This window comes from Bacillus sp. FSL W7-1346, from assembly GCF_038593335.1.
In the GTDB taxonomy this organism is placed as follows: Bacteria; Bacillota; Bacilli; order Bacillales; family Bacillaceae; genus Bacillus; species Bacillus altitudinis.
On the sequence record NZ_CP151988.1, the window covers coordinates 2,315,572 to 2,336,934 of the forward strand.

Genomic DNA, 21,363 nt, shown 5'->3' on the forward strand with positions numbered 1-21,363 from the left:
ATTCCAAATGAGTTCAAGTATACTAAAAATAGCCAGGAGGGATGAAAATGAATGAATTTGAAAAGAATGTTCAAAGCAAGCGGAATGATGTGACCGACTCAGCTGTTGGTTTTATCGTCACATTCGGATTTTTCGCCTCAATGTTTATTTTGGCAACAGTGATACACCTCGTTGGATCTTAACTACATGAATGCAAGATGACTGCCGTTTTGGCAGTTTTTTTATTGATTTTGTAAGATATCATATGGAGGATGAGCGTAAAATGTTCCATCCTCTTCAAGAAATTCATAGGTCACACTTCCATCGATATCTGTACGATACACCTTTGTTTGATGATCATTTAATTTTTTCAAAACTTCTTGATGAGGATGGTGATACCGATTTCGTTCACCTGCTGAAATCAGTGCATATGACGGGTTTAAATGCTGAAGCCATTCTTCACTTGTTGATCCTTTACTCCCGTGATGCCCAACCTTCAAGACATCCGCTCTCAGCTTGGGGTAAGCTTGAATGATGTCTCGCTCCCCTTCTTGTTCAAGATCCCCAGTCAGCATAAAACGCTTGCCGCCAAGCATAAAGGTGAGGACCAGTGAATCATTATTTTTACTCGTCACCTGGTCACGTGCGGGATGCAGAACGTCAAATTTTTGTCCTCCAATTCTCAGCTGATCCCCTCTTTCTAACTCATCTATAGGAATCCTTTGATCAGCCGCTTCCTTTAAAAGCTGCGCATCCTCTGGATTTCGAGCAAAGCCTTTTGGGATTGCAAGACGTTTGACTTTATTTCGCTTTATTAACCGCATCGCTTCTCCCATATGATCTTGATCTGCATGGGTAAGGATGAGGACATCAAGTTTTGCTATGCCTTTAGAATGCAGAAATGGAATAAGCGTTTGATCCCCAATTGTAAATACTTTACGTCTTTTTTTCCATGGCTCTTCTTCAAAAGAAAGTCTGCCTCCTGTATCGACTAATATATGCCCGGTTCGATAAGGTAGCTGAATAAACAAACTATCCCCTTGTCCTATATCTAACATCGTGACCTCTCCTTTTTGAAGAAAATTCGGCGTGAAATAGTGTACAGCCAGCACACAAATGAGAATCAAAATCGGCACAAAATAAGATTTGATAGAAGTTTTACATTCCATCACAATGAATAGAAAAACAATGGAGGAAACCTCTAGGAGAACATGCCACCATGTCGATTTCATAAAAATCAGAGTAAGACCATCGTAAGCAGCCATATGTGCTGACAATTGATGACTAAACTGGATCACCCAATCAAGCAGCTGAAACAGTGTTTGTCCAAGCGGAAGATAAATGATAGATAAAAGAAAAAAGAATAAGGACAGAGGCATGACAACCATTGTATAAAAAGGAACAAACATCATATTTAAAGGAACACTCAGCAAGGAAAATTGCTGAAAATAATATAAAAGAACAGGAAGCGAAGCAAGCTGTGCAATCAAGGAAATGAGGAATAACTGCATTACCGAACTTTTTGCTTTTGATAAAATACTAGTGGATAGCAAAATAAATAATGTCACTACAAATGACAGCTGAAAACCGACATCAAATATATAAAGTGGTTGAATAGCTAATAAAACCAAGAACGCTGCACTTAACACGACCGCAGAAGGCTGTTTCATTTCTTTTGGCAGGCTTGTGATGACTAAATAAATTCCAGCCATGAGACAGGCTCTTAACACAGATGGTGCAGCACCTGTTAAACAAGCATAAACCGGCAAAAAGGATAATAAAAGAATACGCGCTGTCTCTCTTGTCACGCCAGCGCGGAGTAGACACCAAAATAGACAAGCGAGCAATGTTTGAACATGAAGTCCTGAAATGGCTAATAAATGAATGATGCCAAGCATTTGATAATCTCTTAATGTATCAGGGTCTATTAAATCACGATCGCCAAAAATAAGTGCCTGCACAATCCCAACAGAACTCTTCGGAACGTGATCTTCTAGAAATTTCAACCCCTTCTGCCTAATAGATGAAAGGTAATGTGAAGGGCTGTCATGTTTCGTGCAGCTTTTCATAGACTGCGTTAGGAAAATAGCATCAATGCCTTTTGTTTTTAGAAATTGATCATATTGAAAGCCATTCGGTATGGTTGCATGTTTGGGCAACCGCATCTCACCTGTCATATGACAGCTCATACCTGGCCCAACATCTTTTAGCGCTTCTTTTTCACGCTCCGTTTGAATCGTATAAAATGCCGCTAGTCGACGATTCTCTGATGAAACAGTCGCTGAAAAGCGATTGCCATCTATTTTCGGAATCGTTTCAATCACAACCGAATGAGAAAATGATTTTTCTTGTACGGGATGATCCGTTTCAAAAGACTGATGCACCATAAAAATGAGCATATAGATCGTTCCACACAAACTGACCATTAGAAAGAGCTGGGGTGTTTTTTTCAGCAAACTGAAAAGAAGACATACAAGAAGAAAAAGGAGAAAATACAAATGAAGATGATATGCGGCCAGAGCAATTCCAACAGCTGCTGAAATCGCCCCGAACGGCAAATACTTAAACATAGGAAGTAAATAATTGATTCGCCTTTTCATGCATTTGACGAATTTCTGTTTCGCTATGTCCTGATTCACTTAGTTTGCCTATTAAATCCGCAACAAAGGCTAATTTTTCTTGGTTTTTTAAGTCAATAATCATCTCATCTAGTTCAACCTGTTCTGTTTGAACTCCGGCCTGTTCAAATAAATCAACAGCATATGGATGATTTTTATAATCCTTCGCATAATACACTGTTCGAATACCTGCTTGAATAATCGCTTTACAGCACTGCAAGCAAGGAAAATGCGTCACATATATTTCAGCATCAGCCGTTGGTGCACCAAATTTGGCACATTGTAAAATAGCGTTCATCTCCGCATGGATTGTACGAACGCAGTGATGATCTATGACATAGCACCCTACATCTGCACAATGCACGTCGCCGGCAATGGATCCATTATATCCACCTGCGATGATGCGCTTGTCTCTTACGATCGTTGCCCCAACAGCTAGCCGCTCACAGGTGCTTCGCAAGGCAAGCAAATGGCTTTGAGCCATAAAATATTGATTCCATGAAATTCTCTCCACGAGCTGATCCCTCCAGAATGATGGTTGATATTAAGTGTACATGCCTTGCTTCTATACCGTCAATTCTACTTGACCGTCAGTTGATTTTTCAGCCGTTCAATGGTCTTCTCTCCAAAACCCGAAATATTCCCCAAATCTTCAATTTGCTGAAATTCTCCATGTTCTTCTCTATACGCAATGATGGCTTCCGCTTTGGCTGGGCCTATTCCGTTAATGGTCTGCAATTCCGCTGCATCAGCTTGATTGACATTCACCCCTTGACTCTGTTCATTTCCCGGCGGCGTATCAACCGCTGCTGTTTGTCCCTGCTTGTCACCTTCCCCCTTCTTTCGTACATAAATCATCATACTGTCCTCTAATTTTGCTGCTTGATTGATGTCAACTGTATCTGCCTTGCTCGTAAAACCACCTGCTCTTTTAATGGCTTCTTCAACTCTGTCCTCAGCCATAAATGCATAAACGCCCGGCTTCCGTACAGCTCCTTTGACCTCTACTACGATAGATGTTGGCTCTTTTTCTGCACTCTCTTGTTTTTCTTCTAAGGTGACTTGCGTTTCATGTTGTTCTTTCAATACACTTGGCCCTGTGCCACCTTTCTCTTTTCCTGCTAAAAAGAAGAAACAGATGATGACGAGGATGATGATACCAGCTATCAGATAAAGACTGTATTTTTTCAATGACATGAGCTGCTTCACTTGTTCACGCTTCTTTCAATCATATTTTCACGCTGCTTCACATACTGTTTAGAAGATAACAGATCCTATGCGTCTAAGGAGGGAGAACGTTTGAATATAGGGTTAATCGGTACAGGAAACATGGGTACCATACTTACTGAGGCATTTATTGAATCAAAAGCAGTCAATCCCTCATCCATCACCATTACAAATCGGACCATCGAAAAAGCGTTCAATATAAAAAAGAATCACCCAGAGGTCGAAGTGACGAAACAGCTTTCAGGAGCTGTAACGGATAAAGATTTCATCTTTGTTTGTGTCAAACCACTTGATATTTATCCGCTTTTAAAAGAGCTGAGCCCACTTTTAAAAGAACAGCAAACCATTGTCATCATTACAAGTCCGGTTCATCCTGAACAGCTTCAAGACATTGTTCCTTGTCAAACAGCCAGACTGATCCCAAGCATCACCAACCGCGCATTATCAGGCGCATCACTTTTAACATTTGGTTCATCATGCAATGTCACGACAAAAGCAGCGCTCAGACAACTCGCTTCCCGCATTTCAACACCAATCGAAATTCATCATTCAATCACACGGGCAGCCTCAGATATTGTCAGCTGCGGTCCTGCCTTTATTAGCTTTCTTGTTCAGAAAATGATTGAAGCCGCTGTTGAAGAAACAGATATTTCAAAAGAAGAAGCCACCACCCTATCAGAAGATATGCTTGTAGGACTTGGCCGTTTGATTGAAAAAAGGGTGTATACCCTGCCTACACTGCAAGAGAAGGTGTGTGTAAAAGGCGGCGTCACCGGCGAGGGCATTAAAGCACTTGAAGCAGGTGTTCAAGATATGTTCCATCAGCTTTTTCAGAACACTCATGACAAGTTCGATGAGGATGTAGAAGCGGTTGCGCATCAATACCCACCGAGTGTGTTTACTGATGATCTCAGAAATTAAACATCTTCGCAACAAGCGAAAAAAGGGTTTTAAAAAACCATCGTTCCATTAAACGATGGTTTTTGGTTTCTTCGCTGAAATAAAATATCTTTCTGCACATTCTTGAGGTGCTTCATTTGTAAAATCACCGGTCACTTCAATCTGTTCAAAGCCAGCGGACTCAAGGAACGCTGCATATGTCTCAAAAGGAAACGTACGCTGTTCGTGCGTTTCATCATAACGCTCATACACGTCTCCGTCTTTTACAAAAAAGCTTAAATCATGAATGACCGAATATGGATGATCTCCTTGATCACTCTGCCAAATATAGCTGATCTCTTCATCTTGATCGGCATAAGTAGAGCCAGGAAATACCTCTTCCATTTTATAAGGGGTATGAACATCAAACAATAAAACCCCACCTGCCTCTAAAAGCTGAAACATGTTTTTAAAGGTTTTTTTGACGTCATTTTCGTTTTTTAGATAATTCAAAGAATCACAGCAAATAACCGCTGCTTGAAAAGTTTGTTCAAACCCCTCAAGCTCTCTCATATCTTGATGTAAAAATTGAATAGACTGCTTATGAGCCTGTGCTTTTTGCTGCGCAAATGCCAGCATCTCTTCACTTAGGTCAATTCCTGTGACCATGTGGCCTTTTGCAGCTAACCGAAGAGAGATCTCTCCAGTTCCACAACCTACATCGATAATCGCACTATTTGGCTTGATATACCGCTGTATCCACTGAACCCATTCATCATAAGGGGCATGTGTCATGAGCTCATCATACACACCTGCAAACCCTTGATAAATCATGAGTTAATGCCAAGCGAAAGCGTTTCTCTCGGCGCATCTCCCCAAAGCTTCTCTAAGTTATAGTATCCTCTTTCCTCTTTGTGGAACACATGAGCAATGACATCTCCTAGATCAATCAAGACCCATCTTGCTTCGTCAAAGCCCTCCATCTTTTTAACTTCGATGCCGCCTTCTTCTGCAAGGTGTTTCACTTCTCTTGCAATGGCCTGTACTTGTTTGTCAGAATTCCCGTGACAAATGAGAAAATAATCTGCAACAAGTGAGATCCCTTGCATATTCAGGGCAATAATATCCTCTGCCCGTTTATCATCGCACGCTCCAGCTGCGATGTTTAAAATTGATGATGCATCCATCAAAATTCCTCCTTAGTTGTTCTTTTGCACAAGTGAGTTATAAGTAGCAAGTGTATCTGGGAAAACTGGCTGATTCTTTTTCATTAAAAAGCTGACGGTGTTTTTTAAAGATTGAATCAAGGCAAGGTCCAAATCCTGCTCTGCTAACTCCCTTACTTCCTCTACACCAGGAAAATGGCGTCCTGGCTCTATATAGTCGGCGACATAAATAACTTTTTCAAGCAATGTCATGTTCGGTCTGCCGGATGTATGGAATTCAATGGCTGTTAAAATATCTCGGTCGTCAATTCCAACTTCTTTTTTGACCAAATAGGCACCAACTGGGGCATGCCAAAGCTCAGGTGAATATTTAAGCAATAGAGGGTTCATCTGTTCTTGCTGGATGATGCCCTTCATTTCTTCTTTCGGTCTAAATTTGGCATAATCGTGGAAAATAGCCGCAACCTCTGCTTTTTTCACATCTGCACCAAAACGTTCAGCTAATGAAATGGCCGTCTCCATGACCCCAATTGTATGTGTATATCTATGCTCTGTTAACTGCTGTTTGACACAGTTTAACGCTTCTTCACGATTCATATAAATGATGCTCCTTTATATAACACTCAACAGCTTTCGGAATCAAATAATCAACAGGTTTCCCCTGCTTCATTCGCTGCCTAATCAATGTCGATGATACATCAAAAGCCGGAACATCTGCAAACAAAAGAGGATACGCCGTACTTCCTTCATAACCTGGTCTTTTCATCCCAATAAAGGTGATCATCTGAAGCAAATCATCGATTCTGTGCCATTTCGGCAAATACTCGACCATGTCCGCTCCAATCATAAAAAAGAACTCATCTTCAGGATGGCGCTTCTTCAACAGCTCAACTGTATCTACTGTATAAGATGGGCCCTCCCGCTCCATTTCAATAAGCTCAACTCGAAAATGAGGATTTGACTGAATCGCTTTTTCCACCATTTTTACGCGGTGATGACTCTCTGCTCGTTTTCGGCCCGTTTTATGAGGGGGCTTGTGATTTGGGATAAACCAAATTTCATCAAGCCCTACTTGTAAACGCACCTCACTTGCCATCAGCAAATGCCCATTATGCGGGGGATCAAACGTACCGCCGAACAACCCTATTTTTTTCATATCATATCCACCTTTACGGCAGCTTAATTTGTTTATTTTCCTTTGATTCCTTATAAAGGACAATCACATTTCCGATCGTTTGAACGAGTTCAGCTTTTGCACCTTTTACAAGTGCTTTTGCAACCTCTGTTTTGTCCTCGTCGCAGTTTTGCAATACGCTGACTTTCAAAAGTTCTCTTGCTTCAAGCGCCTCGGAAATTTGCTTGACCATATTGTCATTTACCCCGCCTTTTCCAACTTGAAAAATAGGTGATAAATGATGTGCTTGCGCACGTAAAAAACGTTTTTGCTTACCTTTTAACATGGTGTTCCTCCTAATTTCTCTATGACAATTGACTTCATTTTTCGGGCGTCAGGTGTAATGCCCGTCCACAGTTCAAAGGCTCTTACCGCCTGACCAACAAACATGCCGACGCCATCGACCGTTTTCAAACCTAACCCGGCTGCTTCGCTTAGCAGCTTTGTTTCTATTGGATTATACACAATATCACAAACGACCGCTGTTTTTTTTGCGTTCGCTAAAGAAATTGGGGTTTCTTCAACATTCGGATACATACCAATCGAGGTCGTATGGATGATGACATCATATTCCCCAAGCCGCTCTTCTGCTGTATTTAATGCAATGGCACGAGATGTGATTTTCCCATCGGCACTTTCAATTAAAGCTTCAGCTTTTTCAATGGTGCGGTTGGCGATATCAAAGTGTTTCGGTGCATACTCAGCAATTGTCGTGTAAATCGCTCTTGCTGCTCCACCAGCACCAAGCAGGAGAAATGACAGCTCTGATAACGGCTGATCCAACGCTTCAAGCAATGAATGAAGAAAGCCTTCTCCATCTGTATTGTACCCAACGAGCTGATCTCCTTCGAGCCGCACCGTATTGACGGCACCAAGGCGTTCAGCTGTCACATCAATTTTGTCGAGGTACTTCATGATTTCTACCTTGTGCGGAACAGTGACGTTAATGCCGCTGATTCCTAACGCTTTCATGCCGCTAATCGCATCTTTCAGGTCATCATTTTCTACTTGAAAGCCATGATAATGTCCATCAATTCCAGCATCCTTTAATGCTGCATTATGAATATCCGGAGACATTGAGTGGCCAACAGGGTTACCGATTACTCCGTATAAAGGTTTCAAGGTCTCTCCCCCTCTGAACATTTAAATTAACGAACGTCTCATAAACACGTGCACGCCTTTTGGCGCATACACTTTGATTTGTTTTCCAGCATCATTCGCAGTCACCCAGCCCAATCCTGAAAAGACAATGTCCATTTTTGGCTGATCTATGGTGAAAGTGTGCGGAACGAGCGGCGGGAAATCTTCCATCCCCTCTTTTGATGGCGGTGAAAGCAGCTCACCTGCATGCTTTTCATATAAGTCATCTGCATTCTCCATCTTCGTTCTGTGAATGTTGAGTTCATTTGGCATGTAGCAGACAAAGGATGTTCTGCCGCCTTTTACATAATCAAATCGTGCCAGTCCGCCAAAGTAAAGCGTTTGAGCTTCATTTAACTGGAACGTTCTCGGTTTCAATTCTTTTTTCGGCGTTAAAATCTTTAAGTCATTTTTGCCGACATAGTGCGCCATTTGATGGCGGTTGATGATACCCGGTGTATCGAATAAAGCAGACCCGTCATCAAGCGGGATTTCAATCGCATCAAGTGTTGTCCCTGGGTATTGGGATGTGGTGATCACATTCTCTTCTCCAGACACCTCTTTGATAATGCGATTAATAAATGTTGATTTCCCAACATTTGTACAGCCGACAACATAGACATTTCTGCCCTCACGGTAATGATCAATTGCCTCCATGACCTCAGGCACACCTTGTCCTCTGCTCGCACTGATTAAAAACACATCGATCGGATTGAGCCCATTTTCTTTTGCTTCCCGCTTCATCCATTGAACAAGACGGTCTTTTTTCACGGATTTCGGTAAAATATCTACCTTGTTGCCGACAAGTAAAATGGGATTACCACCAACAATACGGCTCAGTCCATTAATCCAGCTTCCGTTAAAGTCAAAAATATCAACGACCTTGACGATCAGAGAATCAGTCTCGCCAATGCTGTGTAAAATATTTAAAAAGTCGTCTTCTGTTAAAGACACATCCTGAATTTCATTGTAGTTCTTTAACCTAAAACAGCGCTGACAGATCACATCTTCTTTCAATAGAGATGCTGCCGGCGCATATCCTAATTGATCTTTATCTTCCGTCTGAATGGCTACACCGCAGCCAATACAAACAACCTTTTCCATTATTACTCTTCCTCCCACTGAATGTGGCCCTTACGCTTTAAGGCTCCTAAAATTCTGCGTTCAATCTGCCTGTTAAACTTCGTGAAAAATCCGTCCGATGCCGCAACAGGTACAACCAAAATGGTATGGAAGCCATGTCTGTTTCCGCCAAGCACATCTGTCATAAGCTGATCGCCAATGACAACCACATCTTCTTTCTTCAATTGCATATCAGCGACGGCCTTATTAAAGGCTCTTCCCATCGGTTTTCTCGCTTTATAAATAAACGGGATATGAACCGGCTCAGAAAAAAGCTTGACCCTTTTTTCATTATTGTTCGATACAATCGTCACCTGTATCCCGTGATCTTTCATCTCTTGAAACCATTCAATTAAACGCGGGGTCGCACTTGGACGATCCCATTCTACTAGTGTGTTATCTAAATCTGTAATAATTCCTTTTACATTTCGTTCTTTTAGTTTTTGCGGTGAAATGTGGAAAATACTTTTCACAAATTCATCCGGTAAGAAATACTTCTTTAGCACAATTTGCACCCTTTCTTCCATTGGTTTTTCAGCGATTGTGTCGAATCAAATCACAATTTGTCTGTCTATCGAATACAACGAAAAAGTTTTCGACATATGATGAGGACCTTCAACAGGTGTGGATAATTTTACACACATTATCCACCTATATTTCATCACGCTTTCATTCAATTATAAACACTCTACCCACAAGTTATCCACTTAACCATGTGGATAACAGAACGATTGTTCTTGTTTCCCATTCATGGTAGATTAAAGGTACTTCAAAGACATTCGATCAACCTATGATGATATGTCTTTTCCTCAAGTTTTATGCCAACTTTTTCAGGGGAGGTGTTTTTCCCATCATATGGGTTTCTAGTATGAAAAAGCTGTCAGATGATTTACTTATAGAATCGTATTATAAAGCAAATGAAATGAACTTAAATCGCGACTTCATTGAATTAATTGAGACAGAAATGAAAAGACGTTCGCTCGGGCATATGCTCTCTGTTTCCTCTTAATTCCATATATCCAGGAACCATGCCTCCCGAGCACTCTCCTTTTTTAAACTCAGGTGACTGATATTATATCACTTGCGCTATAGGCTTACTACTATTTTCCGTAAAAAACACCCCTTCTGATCAAAGAAGAGGTGTCTTATTTGCAAGGCTGTTCATTCCAAAACCATAACCCTCCACCTACGACCAAAATGACGACAAGGAACACAACAAGAAAAGCGTAACCGATTCCTGCTCCTTGAGCTGGATAAGGCGAACACGCAGGGTAAGGATAAGGACATCCCCACATATCAGTTACCTCCTTCTAGGAAGATATACTGTTAGACTATGCTGGATGGATCGTCTTGTTTAGGCAGATGGCCTGCTTTTAAAAATGTTTAATGACATCACGCTCTTTGATTTCGTTATAAATGATTCTTGCCCCTTTTGGTGTCATATGATTGCCAGAAGGGTCAATGAGGCCAGACTGAATCAAGGCGTTGTCACTATCTTCACCTGCTTCTCGGATGAACGCTTTCCAATTGTCGACAAGCGGCACCTGCTGTTTTTCAGCTACTTGTCTTGTGATGTCATTGTATGAGTTTTGCCAAGCTCTCGCCCCGCCTCTCTCAGCAAAATAAGATGACTTATATCTAGAATAATAATACAAGCCCTTTTTGCCTCCTTCCACCACAGGCACGCACGTCATGAGGATCGGGGTAATTCCCTCTTTCCTACTTTCAGAAATGAAGTAGGATAAGTTTTCCTTAAATCGTTTTTTGGTCACACGGGGATGTTTCCCGTCTAGAATCGCCGCATCATTTGTACCGAACATGATGAGGACGTAAGTTGGTTTTTGTTTTAAAATATCCTGCTCAAAGCGCAGCTTCGCATCTTCTGTTGTCTGCCCGCCAATCCCGGCATTGTGTACCTTGATTTGGCCGCGCTCGACGTTTTTCATGAGATTCACCCATTTTTCAGATGTGGGATAATCTCGAAAATCCCAGTTCGATCCTCTTGTGTTACTGTCACCAAATGCAATGACACTTTCCTGCGCCTGCTTCGAGCACCCAGCCGCAACACATATCAGGATGAAAAGGAAAACAAATTTCTTCACAACATTCACCTCCAAAAGCCCTCTTCATATAGTAAACGACAAGACTTTTGGTTTCAATGAATGACTGTTTCTTAATGTAATTGAACCGGCAGATAATCTCTGTCATGGTGCAGTAGTTCGCTCACTTTCACAAACTCATAGCCCATTTTCTTTAGTTCAGGTACGACTTGTTTCAGCGCTTCTACTGTCTGCTTACGATTTCCTCCGCCATCATGTAAAAGGATGATATCACCGCCCTGAATATTCTCAATAATACGGCTGGCAATTTTGTGAGCACCTGGCCTTGACCAGTCCTTCGGATCTTGCGTAAAGGACCACATCACGACATCGTATCCTTGCTTAGAAAGAATGCGGAATGACTTCATCGTCAAGCGCCCGCCCGGGGGACGAAATAATAAGGGTCCGCCAGGCTGGAGAGAAGCGATATGAGCCGCTGATTCTTTTAATTCTTGCTTGATTTCTTTCGATGACAAAAGGTCAAAATACGTATGGTTCATCGTATGATTGCCAAGCTCATTTCCTTCGCTCACAATCCGCTCTGCGAGCAGGGGATATGCATGAATACGGCTCCCGATGACAAAAAAACTGGCATTCACTTCATGCTCTCTCAGTACATCTAGTATTTGATTTGTGTATACCGGATGAGGCCCATCATCAAAGGTTAACGCAATCTTTTTTCGTTCCTCTCTCATGTCCCAAAAGGCTCGTCCCGTTTTTTCTAGGTCGATTCTTTTTAATGTACGCGCCTCTATGTTATCAGGAACAAAAACGCATAATACCAATATACATAACAAGATATGCAACCCTTTCATCAGACCGCCTCCACAGAACATCATTACACATTAAATTGCCCGCTTTCTGATGAATTCATTCAAGTTTCGTGATCGTCTACGCTTCTTTTTCACATAAAAAAAGCCGGCCCATTAGGCCCGCTTTTTGTCTCACGTTTGGTTTCTCTCTTCAACTGTCGAACGTTGCTTAGAATTCATACAGACACTCTCCTTCTTGGATTTGATTTTGAGCCCATAGCAATTTTTGATAATACTGGTTGGATTTCTGGTATTGTTGAGAGGTTTCTAAGGCTGTCGCAATTTCTAGTGAGATATCCTCTATATAAGAGTATAGGCTAAGTTTTTCCAAATAATCAATGGTTTTTTGCAGTTGTTCTTCATTGATTTCCTGAACATATAAAGCATCCAGATACTCAAACATATGACAGAACAGCTGGTCTTCATGCTTCTTTGCGGCCAATTTCCCATCCTCTAATATGCGCCTTGCTTCAGTCTGCTCATTTTGTCTAAAAAGCAGCTTGGCCAGTGTATAAAGTGTATGAGGCAGCGTGGGAAGCAGCTCTTTTTTGGCGAGGTCAGCCGATTTGGTTAAATATCGTTCTGCTTCTTCTCGATAACCTAACTCCCCGTAACATTTCCCTAAATTATAGAGTGCTGAGCTATAAATGCGCGGGTGATCAATTTCGGATGCGAGTTGTTTCGCCTTTTTCAAGTGAGGCAGTGCTCGATCTTTACGTTTTAAATCTTGATAATTTCCCGAGATGACAAAGAGGCACTGAATAATGCGAATGGAATACGCATCATGCTGATCGTATATTTCAAGCGCTTTTAAAATATGGTGCATGGAGACATGCGTTTGTTTCATTATATAGTAGGCTTCTGCTACTTTAAAATGAAACTCGGCCTGCTCAATATCATCAAATACCATAGACAGCTGTTTTTCTGCCATGCGATAATATTTGACGGCCTCCAAATATTCTTTTTGACTAAACTCATGCATGCCACGAAAAAATGCATGGTAATAATGCAGCATATCAGATAACTCATGATTGGAATTTTCGATTTTATCGACAAGGTTAGATACTGAGAAAGGTTGATATTTTGAAGGGTGTATATAGTCGAGCATAATTTGGTGCCGAAAACACATGAGCTGATAATAAATCAGTAAATGCTGGTCCTCTTCCATACGTTCAATTTCCGCTTCTACTTCTGCTTTCAAGATTTCCGCATCTGGAACACTGAACTGCCGTATCATTCGATACCATTCATTAATTTTCATACCGACATGTGAAGAAAGAACCTTCCCCATGTTCCGAAAAAACCCCTTCCTTTTCGGTCTAATATTACATATTTTAGCACGCTTCTAGACCGCCAAGCACCGCAAAGAAACCGCAAACATATGAGAGGTGCAGCAAAAACATACGCACAGAAGCACGTTTCTTTCAAATAAGATGATTTTTTCATCGTACAGACACAGACAATCCTTCCTTCACATACATTTGAGGATATAGGCAGCGGCCTAAACATGGTGGAGGTGAAAATCGTGGCAGGAGTATTTACAGCGATGGGATTGATGGTCAAAGAATTGGTGTTTTTAGTGTCCTATGTCAAAAACAATGCCTTTCCACAACCCCTTTCGGGAGATGATGAGAAAAAATACTTAGCCCTCATGGCAGAGGGCGATGAACACGCAAGAAACATGCTGATTGAACATAACCTTCGGCTCGTCGCCCATATTGTCAAGAAATTTGAAAATACCGGGGAAGACGCTGAAGACCTCATCTCCATCGGGACGATCGGACTCATTAAAGCCATCGAAAGCTATTCCTCTGGAAAAGGAACAAAGCTGGCAACTTATGCGGCGCGGTGTATCGAGAACGAAATCCTTATGCATTTACGCGCACTCAAAAAAACAAAAAAGGACGTCTCTTTGCATGACCCCATCGGTCAGGATAAAGAAGGAAATGAAATTTCATTAATTGACGTCTTAAAATCAGAAAATGAAGACGTGATCGATACCATTCAGCTCAACATGGAGCTTGAAAAAGTAAAAGAATATATCGACATTCTCGACGGCCGGGAAAAAGAAGTCATCGTCGGCCGATTCGGTTTGGACTTAAAGAAAGAGAAAACGCAGCGGGAAATAGCCAAGGAGCTCGGCATATCAAGGAGTTATGTATCTCGGATAGAGAAACGCGCGCTGATGAAGATGTTTCATGAGTTTTACCGGGCGGAGAAGGAGAAACGGAAGCGGGAGAAGGGGAAGTGAAAATGAACTTCCCCTAACTTCTAACAAAAACAGACCTTATTAGGTCTGTTTTTTATTTCGGCACTAAGCTACTGTCTCGCTGCATTTCTTTTGATAATAGCTGCCGCCTTAGCCCTCAAGAACAATGGCAAGATTTTGGTGATGAATTTTGGGTCATGCACTTAGACATGAAGGAAATCAACTGATTACACCCCACTGTTTAGAGAATTGTGGAAAATGAAGGACAAACGGATTGCATATAAGTTTTGTATTTCAACTTTTATGTTTAGAAAAATAATAGCTATTCAGACTTATAATAATTTCACAAATGAAATATCAGCACTTTTTAATGTTACATACGAATTCACCACCGAACGTTTCGTGACTTTAAACCCATGCTATAAGTCATGAATTATTTTGTCTTATTTTGTCGAAAATCATCAATTTAATATTTTTTATATTATAATGTTTCCTGTATTACTAAAATGTGTATATAGAAGGGTGCAGACTAATGAAAAAAGCTAAACTAATTTTATTCTTATGCTTTATGGCAGTTCTAACTGCTTGCGGTAACACTAACAGTTCAACTGATCCAGCAAAAAAAGAAGAAACGAGCAAAGAGGCTTCAAAAGAATCAGCACAAAAAGAGGATAAACCAACGTCAGGACGCTTATCAAAGATTGGGGAGTGGAAGAAAGATAAAAATGGGTCAACACTGACTTTAAAAAAGATAAACAACAAACAAAAAGAAATAGATTTAAGTCCTATTAAGATGAAAATACAAGATATTAAAGTTTTTGAATACAGTAATTTAGGTGAAGACGATAAAGAGCTTCTTTCTGATAATCAATATGAAAAAGATAAATATCATAGAATACAAATCACTTACACGACTGAAAACACTTCCGATAAAGATGTTTTGTTTTCTGGTGTTAAAGTTATTACCACTAATACAAAAAAACAAATTGAAGTCAATGAGTCTAATTTGTATACGGATAAAGGTGTTGGTTCTTTTTATGGTAAAGTCGAAAATGAAGGTATGGTTGTAGTTCCTTTACTTGTAGATGATGTTTCAGATTTGAGCTCAATCACACTTCACTTAGGAGATGTATTTCTAAATGACGAACCTGAATTATTGCATGATGGGGCAAAAGTGAAATTCGATTTTTAAATTCTGCACCCCCCTTTTGACTTTAATAATGAAATCCTCATGCATTTACGCTCACTTAAAAAAAACAAAAAAAGACGTCTCTCTGCATGACCCCATCGGTCAGGATAAAGAAGGCAACGAAATTTCATTAATTGCCTTCTTAACATCTGAAAATGAAGATGTGACTGATACCATTCAGCTCTACATGACCGGTCCGGTTTGAAGTTAAAGAAAGAGAAGGCGAAATGAGCAGGGAATTTTAATAGAAAACATTTTGCAACAGAACAGGCCTTATAAGGTCTGTTTTTATTTGTTTAGGCTCTTACCATTTATGGATTATCTTTTAATTTTAAATATGGTTTTTGTATATTTTTTTGCCCTTCAAATCTGAAAAGTATATAATTAATATACTTGTATGACAAATAAAGAGGGGTGATTTCTATTACATTCAATCCTGTTTCCAATAAAAAATTATACATACAAATTTATAATCAGATCCTTTCTGAAATACAGTTAGGCTCTTTTCAAATAGGAGATAAACTTCCTTCAGAAAGGGAATTATGCGAACAATTTGGTGTCAGCCGCGCACCTGTTAGACAAGCCCTCAGTGCACTGGAAATGAATGGCATTATTTATTCACGTCAAGGAGAAGGTGTTTTCGTTAAGAGTACGACCATACACAATGAAGGGTCTATCTCTATGAAATCAGCATCACCTGAGGATATCGTGGAAGCTAGAATGCATATCGAGCCTTTAATTATTCATTTTGCGGCTTTGAGAGCGACTGACGAAGATATTTTAGAACTGAAACAAACCATCAAAAAGATGGAAGAAGAAACACATTCAGGTGTATACGTCCCGGCAACTGACGAGCAGCTACATATGGGAATTGCAAAAGCGTCACATAATGATTTATTCATTACCTTTATGTCTTCCATTACGAACGCTATGAAGCAGCAGGAAATGTGGAGGTTTATACGTGATCGAACCGTTACCCGTTCTGACTATCGTGAGGTCAACTTTCAGGAGCATAAACTGATTATAGAAGCACTCGAAGAACGGAACGCAACAGAAGCTGTGAAACGTATGACTGCCCACATGCAAAACCTATATGATCGATATTGGAAAAGCTAGGATCTTCCACTTCCAAATACGATATGAGAAGCTTCTTTTTATTTAATCGAAAAATAAGACGCATACAACAAGTAGAAGCCTTGCTGTTATGCGTCTTTGTCTTTTTAAGTTCATTTATTTTCCGATGCTCGGCACCCTTCGCATATTCCGTATAAGACTTTAACCCCTTCAGAGCCATAAGCGATGTCAATGATTTCTCCACATTCCCGGCAAACGATCGTATTTTGTGGTACATTTGTCTCTTTTTCCATGAAAATTTCAGCTCCAATCGTTTTATCCTCATGTATTGTCTCGTTTTCTTTCAGAACTTCTCCTGACAGCTAAATCACCACAATATTTCCCCTTACTACTTCCATCATAGTTTTTTTATGACCCTCGTTTAAATAGACTTTTCTATACTGGATTTTTCTGTACTTGCTTTTACAACTAGTGCTTTTCCTGACTGTTTAACTAAAAACACAATAATAAAAGAAGCCAGTATCATACTAATACCTAAAAAAATCATACTGATGTGAAAAGAACCTGTGACATCCTTAATGTACCCGACTATATATGGCCCAAAGAAACCGCCAAGATTGCCAATACTGTTGATTAGTGCGATCGCTCCACCGGCGGCTGCTCCTGTTAGAAAAGAAGGGGGAATGGCCCAAAATGGAGAATAAGCACCAAAGGCTCCGCACAAGGCAATGGTTAAAAACACAAAGGATAAGATCACACTGGAATTTGCTATATAACTGCTAATGATCATGGCCATCGCACTGACAGTTAAGCAGGCAGATACATGCCATCGCCTCTCGTTTTTCTTGTCAGAATGATTCCCGACCAGCACCATTACAATGATAGCGACGGTATACATGAAACCTAACAGCCAGCCCATTCCCTGCGTACTTAAGGAAATGGTGTCAGATAATCCTTTAGAGATTGTCGGCAAAAACATATTGATGCCGTAAAACCCAACCATCCAGCAGAAATAGCCTGCCGATAAAATGAGTACATCTCGATCTTTTAAAGCTTGAGTGAATGTATATCGCTTGACCTGTTCTTTTTCAAGCTTTTCTTTTGTTGTGACATGAATTAGCCACTCTTTTTCATCTTGATTCAGCCATTTTACATCTTCAAGTTTGTCATCCAAATAAAAGAATGCAATTACTCCAAGAATGAGTGCTGGAATCGCTTCTAAAATAAACAGCCACTGCCATCCAGACATATCCAGCCAATCAACACCTAATAGAAATGTAGAAAGTGGTGCACCTAGGGCATTCGCTCCCGGAATCGCCAGCATAAATCCAGCAATGGCTTTGGCATGATGTTTGGTTTGATAAAAACCGCTCAAATAAAACACCATACATGGATAAAAGCTAGCTTCTGCCGCACCCAATAAGAAACGTGCTGTATAAAACTGCCATGGTTCTTGAACAAAAGCCATGAAAATCGCAATAATTGCCCATGTCACCATAATTCGGCTGATCCATTTACTCGCACCGATCTTTGCCATAATGGCACTTCCCGGAACTTCTAATAAAAAATACCCTAAAAAGAATATTCCAGCCCCAAGTCCAAATACAGCATTTGAAAATCCCAAATCTTCATTCATTTGAAGAGCAGCAAATCCAATATTCACACGATCTAAAATAGCGATAACAAAACATAAGGATAAAAATGGGATAAGGCGAAGTGTAACTTTACGAGTCGTCGACTTTTCTAATGCTTGTTGATTCAACATGATTCCCCCTTCAAGTTGCTTTGTCCAACTGCGTGAAGATATCTAAATGGCATGACACATTTTTATTAAGCGCTTACAAAATATCATTTCATCGATCATTTTGACTGTGACTCTACTTCCTTTTTATTTAAAATAGAGTCAGGCATGTTCATGTGCCTGCTCCATTTCTTTCTACTAGTCCATATGTGAACCACCATTGATATCGATTTCTTCTCCTGTAATGTAGGATGCTTCTTTAGTAGCCAAAAATGTAATAGCGGCTGCGATTTCTTTCGTTTCACCTGGTCGGCCAAGTGGTATATTATCAATTACTTTTTCGGCTTCATCGATAGGAAGTGACTTCCAAATATCCGTATTCACAAGGCCTGGTGTCACACAATTCACTGTGATACCATCTTTCCCTACTTCACGGGCAAGGTTTTTAGAAAAACCTAATACTGCTGCTTTGGAAGCTGAGTAATGTGCTCCTCCAAATACGCCTCCTCCCCTTTTAGCCGATACAGAAGACAGGTTGATAATACGCCCATATTGCTGCTTGATCATTGGTTCTAGCACGGCTTGTGTACACAAGAACAAACCAAACATATTTACATTAAATACTCTTGTCATATCTTCAAGTGTCATGTTCTGAACGGTTACTTTTTGAGAAATACCTGCATTATTCACCAATATGTCAATGCGGCCAAACGCCTCAAGCGTTACAGCCACCATTTGATCAATTGATTCCTTATTTGTTACATTTACTACTACACCTAACGCTTTTCCTCCGGCTTTTTGAATGGCTTCTACTGTGAAGCGAATCCCTTCTTCATTGATATCTGCTACCACGACAGCAGCACCCTGTTTAGCAAGTGTTAGAGCGATTGTTCGGCCAATTCCTTTTTCAGAACCGCTCCCTGTTACAATAGCTACTTGATTGTTTAATGTAAACATTGTAAATAACCTACTTTCAAATGTGATTGTTCAGCATGTCTTTTGCTGTATTTATGATGTTTTCGATTGTTATTCCATTTATTTCTAAAAGTTTTTCGTAAGGTGCAGATTCTCCAAAACGGTCTTGCACTCCGATCCGTTTGACTTTTCCTCGACCTTCTTCTGCTGCTACTTCACATACAGCACTGCCTAATCCGTTCAAAATGTTATGATCCTCTACAGTGATCATACGTCCAATATCGAGACACTCCACAACCGCCTCTCGATCTAGAGGTTTGATCGTATGCATATCTAAAAGTGATGCTTCAATCCCTTGTTCTTCTAGTTTTTTAACCGCTTCCAAAGCAAGGTATACTGTATCACCATTTGCAATGATCGCAATATCTTTGCCAGACCTTAATTTTTTGGCTTTTCCAATCACAAACTCCTCATGTTCATCATAAATCATCGGCACAGCATCTCGGGTAAAGCGCAAATACATAGGGCCATACGTATTCGCTGCCTCTTTGATCAATTTTCTCGTCGAATAGTAATCAGAGCCCATGATGACCGTCATGTTGGGAAATGTTCTTAAAACGCCCATATCTTCTATCGCTTGATGACTTCCACCGTCATTTCCCGGTGTCAATCCTCCGTGCGAGCAGGCAATCTTTACATTCAAATTCGGATAGCATATTTCTTGACGGATTTGCTCTGCCATGCGCAGCGAGCCAAAAACTGCGTAAGTGCTTACAAATGGAATTTTTCCAGTTGTCGCAAGACCAGCTGCCAGCCCGGCACCATTTTGTTCGGCAATTCCAACGTTCACATGCTGATTGGGAAGCTGCTTAATGAATTCTCCTGTTTTGCATGATTTGCCGATATCAATATCAATCACGTAAATATGTTGATTCTCTTTTCCTAACTTAACAATTTCATCACCGAAGGCTTCACGTGTCGCTTTTTTCTTAATGACCGCTTTTTCAGTTTGGCTCATGATCTCAAACCTCCTGCTAATTCTTCTAATGCCTGTTCATACTCTTTCTCATTTGGCGCAACACCGTGCCATGAGCAGATATTTTCCATGTAGGAAACGCCTTTGCCTTTAATCGTGTCTGCTACAATACATTTCGGCTTTCCATTTTTCATGTTTTTCACTTGATTCAATGTTTCGACTATCTCTTCCATCGAATGTCCGTCAATTCGCTTTGTTTCAAACCCGAATACTTCAAACTTCATTTCTATGTCTTGCAGCGGCATGATTTCCTCGCAGAAACCATCAATTTGCAGACGGTTATTGTCAACAAAAACAATTAAATTATCAAGACGATATTTGACTGCGGTTTGAACCGCTTCCCAAATTTGTCCTTCTTGACATTCGCCATCGCCTACCATCGCAAATACCCGATAATCTTTTTCATCCCGTTTACCCGCAAGCGCCATACCAACCCCACAAGAAAGTCCTTGGCCTAATGAACCTGTTGAAATATCAATTCCAGGGCATTTCTTCATATCAGGATGACCTTGGAACGGTGAACCGTACTGTCTCAATTTGTATACGTTTTCAAAAGGGACATAACCTTTTAGCGCTAAGGCAGCATATTGAATAGGTGCAACATGGCCTTTCGATAAAACAAAACGATCTCGATCTTCCCAGTTAGGATTTTGGGGATCGATATTCATCTCTTTGAAATAAAGGGCCGTGATGATATCAGCAGCTGATAAAGAGCCGCCAGGATGCCCCGATTGCGCTTCATAAATCATCGTAATCGCCGTTTGTCTAAGTTCAATCGCTTTTGCTTTTAAATTCGCCAAACTTACATCTTTCACTGGATCACCTCATTTTATTATTTGAAATCCAATCTTATATTCTTAGTTACTTGTTCACTTGTATGACAAGTGATTTATGAGAACACTATACAATTCTTGCAAGCATTTGTCTATCTATTTTTTGAATTTTTAAACAATCAATGCAGATTTGTATTAGATGCTCTTTAG

Annotated in this window: 26 protein-coding genes and 1 pseudogene; 7 read left to right on the forward strand and 20 right to left on the reverse strand. The window is 40.5% G+C overall.

The annotated features are described in order from the left end of the window. Positions 1 to 47 precede the first annotated feature (47 nt). On the forward strand, positions 48 to 182 hold the full coding sequence (locus NST09_RS11935; protein ID WP_008342491.1) for a YqzM family protein: 135 nt from the start codon (positions 48 to 50) through the stop codon (positions 180 to 182). 39 nt (positions 183 to 221) lie between these two features. Here NST09_RS11935 and NST09_RS11940 read toward each other — a convergent pair whose 3' ends face one another. The 3 genes from NST09_RS11940 to NST09_RS11950 form a co-directional block, all read right to left on the reverse strand. Beyond that, positions 222 to 2,549: a DNA internalization-related competence protein ComEC/Rec2 gene (locus NST09_RS11940; protein ID WP_342493552.1), complete on the reverse strand. Its 2,328-nt coding sequence runs from the start codon at positions 2,547 to 2,549 to the stop codon at positions 222 to 224. Then, positions 2,542 to 3,111 (reverse strand): ComE operon protein 2, encoded by a 570-nt coding sequence (locus tag NST09_RS11945; protein ID WP_050827436.1) that lies wholly within the window; start codon positions 3,109 to 3,111, stop codon positions 2,542 to 2,544. Before NST09_RS11945 ends, NST09_RS11940 begins: the two co-directional genes overlap by 8 nt. 65 nt (positions 3,112 to 3,176) lie before the next feature. Beyond that, on the reverse strand, positions 3,177 to 3,806 hold the full coding sequence (locus NST09_RS11950; protein WP_342493028.1) for a ComEA family DNA-binding protein: 630 nt from the start codon (positions 3,804 to 3,806) through the stop codon (positions 3,177 to 3,179). 90 nt (positions 3,807 to 3,896) lie between these two features. Between NST09_RS11950 and comER the strand changes: the two genes are divergently transcribed. Continuing rightward, positions 3,897 to 4,745, forward strand: a complete 849-nt coding sequence (gene comER / locus NST09_RS11955; RefSeq protein WP_008342498.1) for a late competence protein ComER — start codon at positions 3,897 to 3,899, stop codon at positions 4,743 to 4,745. A 48-nt stretch (positions 4,746 to 4,793) separates the two neighbouring features. On the opposite strand, the gene NST09_RS11960 is transcribed toward comER, so the two are convergent. The 8 genes from NST09_RS11960 to NST09_RS11995 are packed head-to-tail and all read right to left on the reverse strand — an operon-like array spanning position 4,794 to position 9,811. Next, complete coding sequence (locus NST09_RS11960) at positions 4,794 to 5,537, reverse strand: class I SAM-dependent methyltransferase (RefSeq protein WP_025207649.1); 744 nt, start codon at positions 5,535 to 5,537, stop codon at positions 4,794 to 4,796. Beyond that, positions 5,534 to 5,890: a ribosome silencing factor gene (gene rsfS, locus NST09_RS11965; protein ID WP_008342502.1), complete on the reverse strand. Its 357-nt coding sequence runs from the start codon at positions 5,888 to 5,890 to the stop codon at positions 5,534 to 5,536. The genes NST09_RS11960 and rsfS overlap by 4 nt, the downstream gene beginning before the upstream one ends. 12 nt (positions 5,891 to 5,902) lie before the next feature. Further along, positions 5,903 to 6,466: a bis(5'-nucleosyl)-tetraphosphatase (symmetrical) YqeK gene (gene yqeK, locus NST09_RS11970; protein WP_035702721.1), complete on the reverse strand. Its 564-nt coding sequence runs from the start codon at positions 6,464 to 6,466 to the stop codon at positions 5,903 to 5,905. After that, entirely contained in the window at positions 6,456 to 7,025 is a 570-nt protein-coding gene (locus NST09_RS11975; RefSeq protein WP_025207651.1) for a nicotinate-nucleotide adenylyltransferase, read from the reverse strand. The genes yqeK and NST09_RS11975 overlap by 11 nt, the downstream gene beginning before the upstream one ends. A 13-nt stretch (positions 7,026 to 7,038) precedes the next feature. Beyond that, entirely contained in the window at positions 7,039 to 7,329 is a 291-nt protein-coding gene (yhbY, locus tag NST09_RS11980; RefSeq protein ID WP_008342507.1) for a ribosome assembly RNA-binding protein YhbY, read from the reverse strand. Continuing rightward, complete coding sequence (gene aroE, locus NST09_RS11985) at positions 7,323 to 8,165, reverse strand: shikimate dehydrogenase (protein WP_025207652.1); 843 nt, start codon at positions 8,163 to 8,165, stop codon at positions 7,323 to 7,325. Before aroE ends, yhbY begins: the two co-directional genes overlap by 7 nt. Positions 8,166 to 8,186: 21 nt before the next feature. After that, on the reverse strand, positions 8,187 to 9,287 hold the full coding sequence (yqeH, locus tag NST09_RS11990) for a ribosome biogenesis GTPase YqeH (RefSeq protein WP_007501357.1): 1,101 nt from the start codon (positions 9,285 to 9,287) through the stop codon (positions 8,187 to 8,189). Between the two features lie 2 nt (positions 9,288 to 9,289). After that, positions 9,290 to 9,811 carry a YqeG family HAD IIIA-type phosphatase gene (locus NST09_RS11995; protein WP_008356191.1) on the reverse strand — a complete coding sequence of 174 codons (522 nt, stop codon included), beginning with the start codon at positions 9,809 to 9,811 and terminating at the stop codon, positions 9,290 to 9,292. A gap of 362 nt (positions 9,812 to 10,173) precedes the next feature. Between NST09_RS11995 and NST09_RS12000 the strand changes: the two genes are divergently transcribed. After that, on the forward strand, positions 10,174 to 10,314 hold the full coding sequence (locus NST09_RS12000; protein ID WP_003217327.1) for a sporulation histidine kinase inhibitor Sda: 141 nt from the start codon (positions 10,174 to 10,176) through the stop codon (positions 10,312 to 10,314). Between the two features lie 136 nt (positions 10,315 to 10,450). Here the strand turns inward: NST09_RS12000 and NST09_RS12005 are convergent, their stop codons facing one another. The 4 genes from NST09_RS12005 to NST09_RS12020 form a co-directional block, all read right to left on the reverse strand. Next, entirely contained in the window at positions 10,451 to 10,600 is a 150-nt protein-coding gene (locus NST09_RS12005; RefSeq protein ID WP_003217499.1) for a hypothetical protein, read from the reverse strand. A gap of 78 nt (positions 10,601 to 10,678) precedes the next feature. Next, positions 10,679 to 11,407 (reverse strand): GDSL-type esterase/lipase family protein, encoded by a 729-nt coding sequence (locus NST09_RS12010; RefSeq protein ID WP_224558465.1) that lies wholly within the window; start codon positions 11,405 to 11,407, stop codon positions 10,679 to 10,681. 71 nt (positions 11,408 to 11,478) lie between these two features. Beyond that, a complete protein-coding gene (locus NST09_RS12015) occupies positions 11,479 to 12,219 on the reverse strand; it encodes a polysaccharide deacetylase family protein (protein WP_342493029.1) in 741 nt (246 codons plus the stop codon). Positions 12,220 to 12,385: 166 nt separating this feature from the next. Next, the gene (locus tag NST09_RS12020; protein ID WP_144739914.1) at positions 12,386 to 13,507 is read right to left on the reverse strand and encodes a tetratricopeptide repeat protein; all 1,122 of its coding nucleotides are present in this window, start codon (positions 13,505 to 13,507) and stop codon (positions 12,386 to 12,388) included. Between the two features lie 231 nt (positions 13,508 to 13,738). Here NST09_RS12020 and sigK point away from each other — a divergent pair, with 231 nt between their 5' ends. The 4 genes and pseudogenes from sigK to NST09_RS12040 all read left to right on the forward strand — a co-directional run bounded on the left by sigK (position 13,739) and on the right by NST09_RS12040 (position 16,730). Next, positions 13,739 to 14,467, forward strand: a complete 729-nt coding sequence (gene sigK / locus NST09_RS12025; RefSeq protein WP_058014952.1) for an RNA polymerase sporulation sigma factor SigK — start codon at positions 13,739 to 13,741, stop codon at positions 14,465 to 14,467. Between the two features lie 490 nt (positions 14,468 to 14,957). Next, positions 14,958 to 15,617, forward strand: coding sequence for a hypothetical protein (locus NST09_RS12030; protein WP_160757511.1), 660 nt, complete (start codon positions 14,958 to 14,960; stop codon positions 15,615 to 15,617). 27 nt (positions 15,618 to 15,644) lie between these two features. After that, positions 15,645 to 15,798, forward strand: a pseudogene (locus NST09_RS12035) (RNA polymerase subunit sigma-70); the annotation flags it as partial. 230 nt (positions 15,799 to 16,028) lie between these two features. Next, positions 16,029 to 16,730: a FadR/GntR family transcriptional regulator gene (locus NST09_RS12040; RefSeq protein ID WP_135009315.1), complete on the forward strand. Its 702-nt coding sequence runs from the start codon at positions 16,029 to 16,031 to the stop codon at positions 16,728 to 16,730. A gap of 110 nt (positions 16,731 to 16,840) precedes the next feature. On the opposite strand, the gene NST09_RS12045 is transcribed toward NST09_RS12040, so the two are convergent. The 5 genes from NST09_RS12045 to NST09_RS12065 all read right to left on the reverse strand — a co-directional run bounded on the left by NST09_RS12045 (position 16,841) and on the right by NST09_RS12065 (position 21,195). After that, a complete protein-coding gene (locus tag NST09_RS12045; protein ID WP_017358037.1) occupies positions 16,841 to 16,981 on the reverse strand; it encodes a GapA-binding peptide SR1P in 141 nt (46 codons plus the stop codon). Between the two features lie 128 nt (positions 16,982 to 17,109). Next, positions 17,110 to 18,450: an MFS transporter gene (locus tag NST09_RS12050; protein ID WP_056705293.1), complete on the reverse strand. Its 1,341-nt coding sequence runs from the start codon at positions 18,448 to 18,450 to the stop codon at positions 17,110 to 17,112. A 177-nt stretch (positions 18,451 to 18,627) separates the two neighbouring features. Next, on the reverse strand, positions 18,628 to 19,386 hold the full coding sequence (locus tag NST09_RS12055) for an SDR family NAD(P)-dependent oxidoreductase (protein WP_017358039.1): 759 nt from the start codon (positions 19,384 to 19,386) through the stop codon (positions 18,628 to 18,630). 16 nt (positions 19,387 to 19,402) lie between these two features. Next, positions 19,403 to 20,362, reverse strand: coding sequence for a transketolase C-terminal domain-containing protein (locus tag NST09_RS12060; RefSeq protein ID WP_017358040.1), 960 nt, complete (start codon positions 20,360 to 20,362; stop codon positions 19,403 to 19,405). Beyond that, positions 20,359 to 21,195 (reverse strand): transketolase, encoded by an 837-nt coding sequence (locus NST09_RS12065; RefSeq protein WP_017358041.1) that lies wholly within the window; start codon positions 21,193 to 21,195, stop codon positions 20,359 to 20,361. The genes NST09_RS12060 and NST09_RS12065 overlap by 4 nt, the downstream gene beginning before the upstream one ends. Positions 21,196 to 21,363 lie beyond the last annotated feature (168 nt).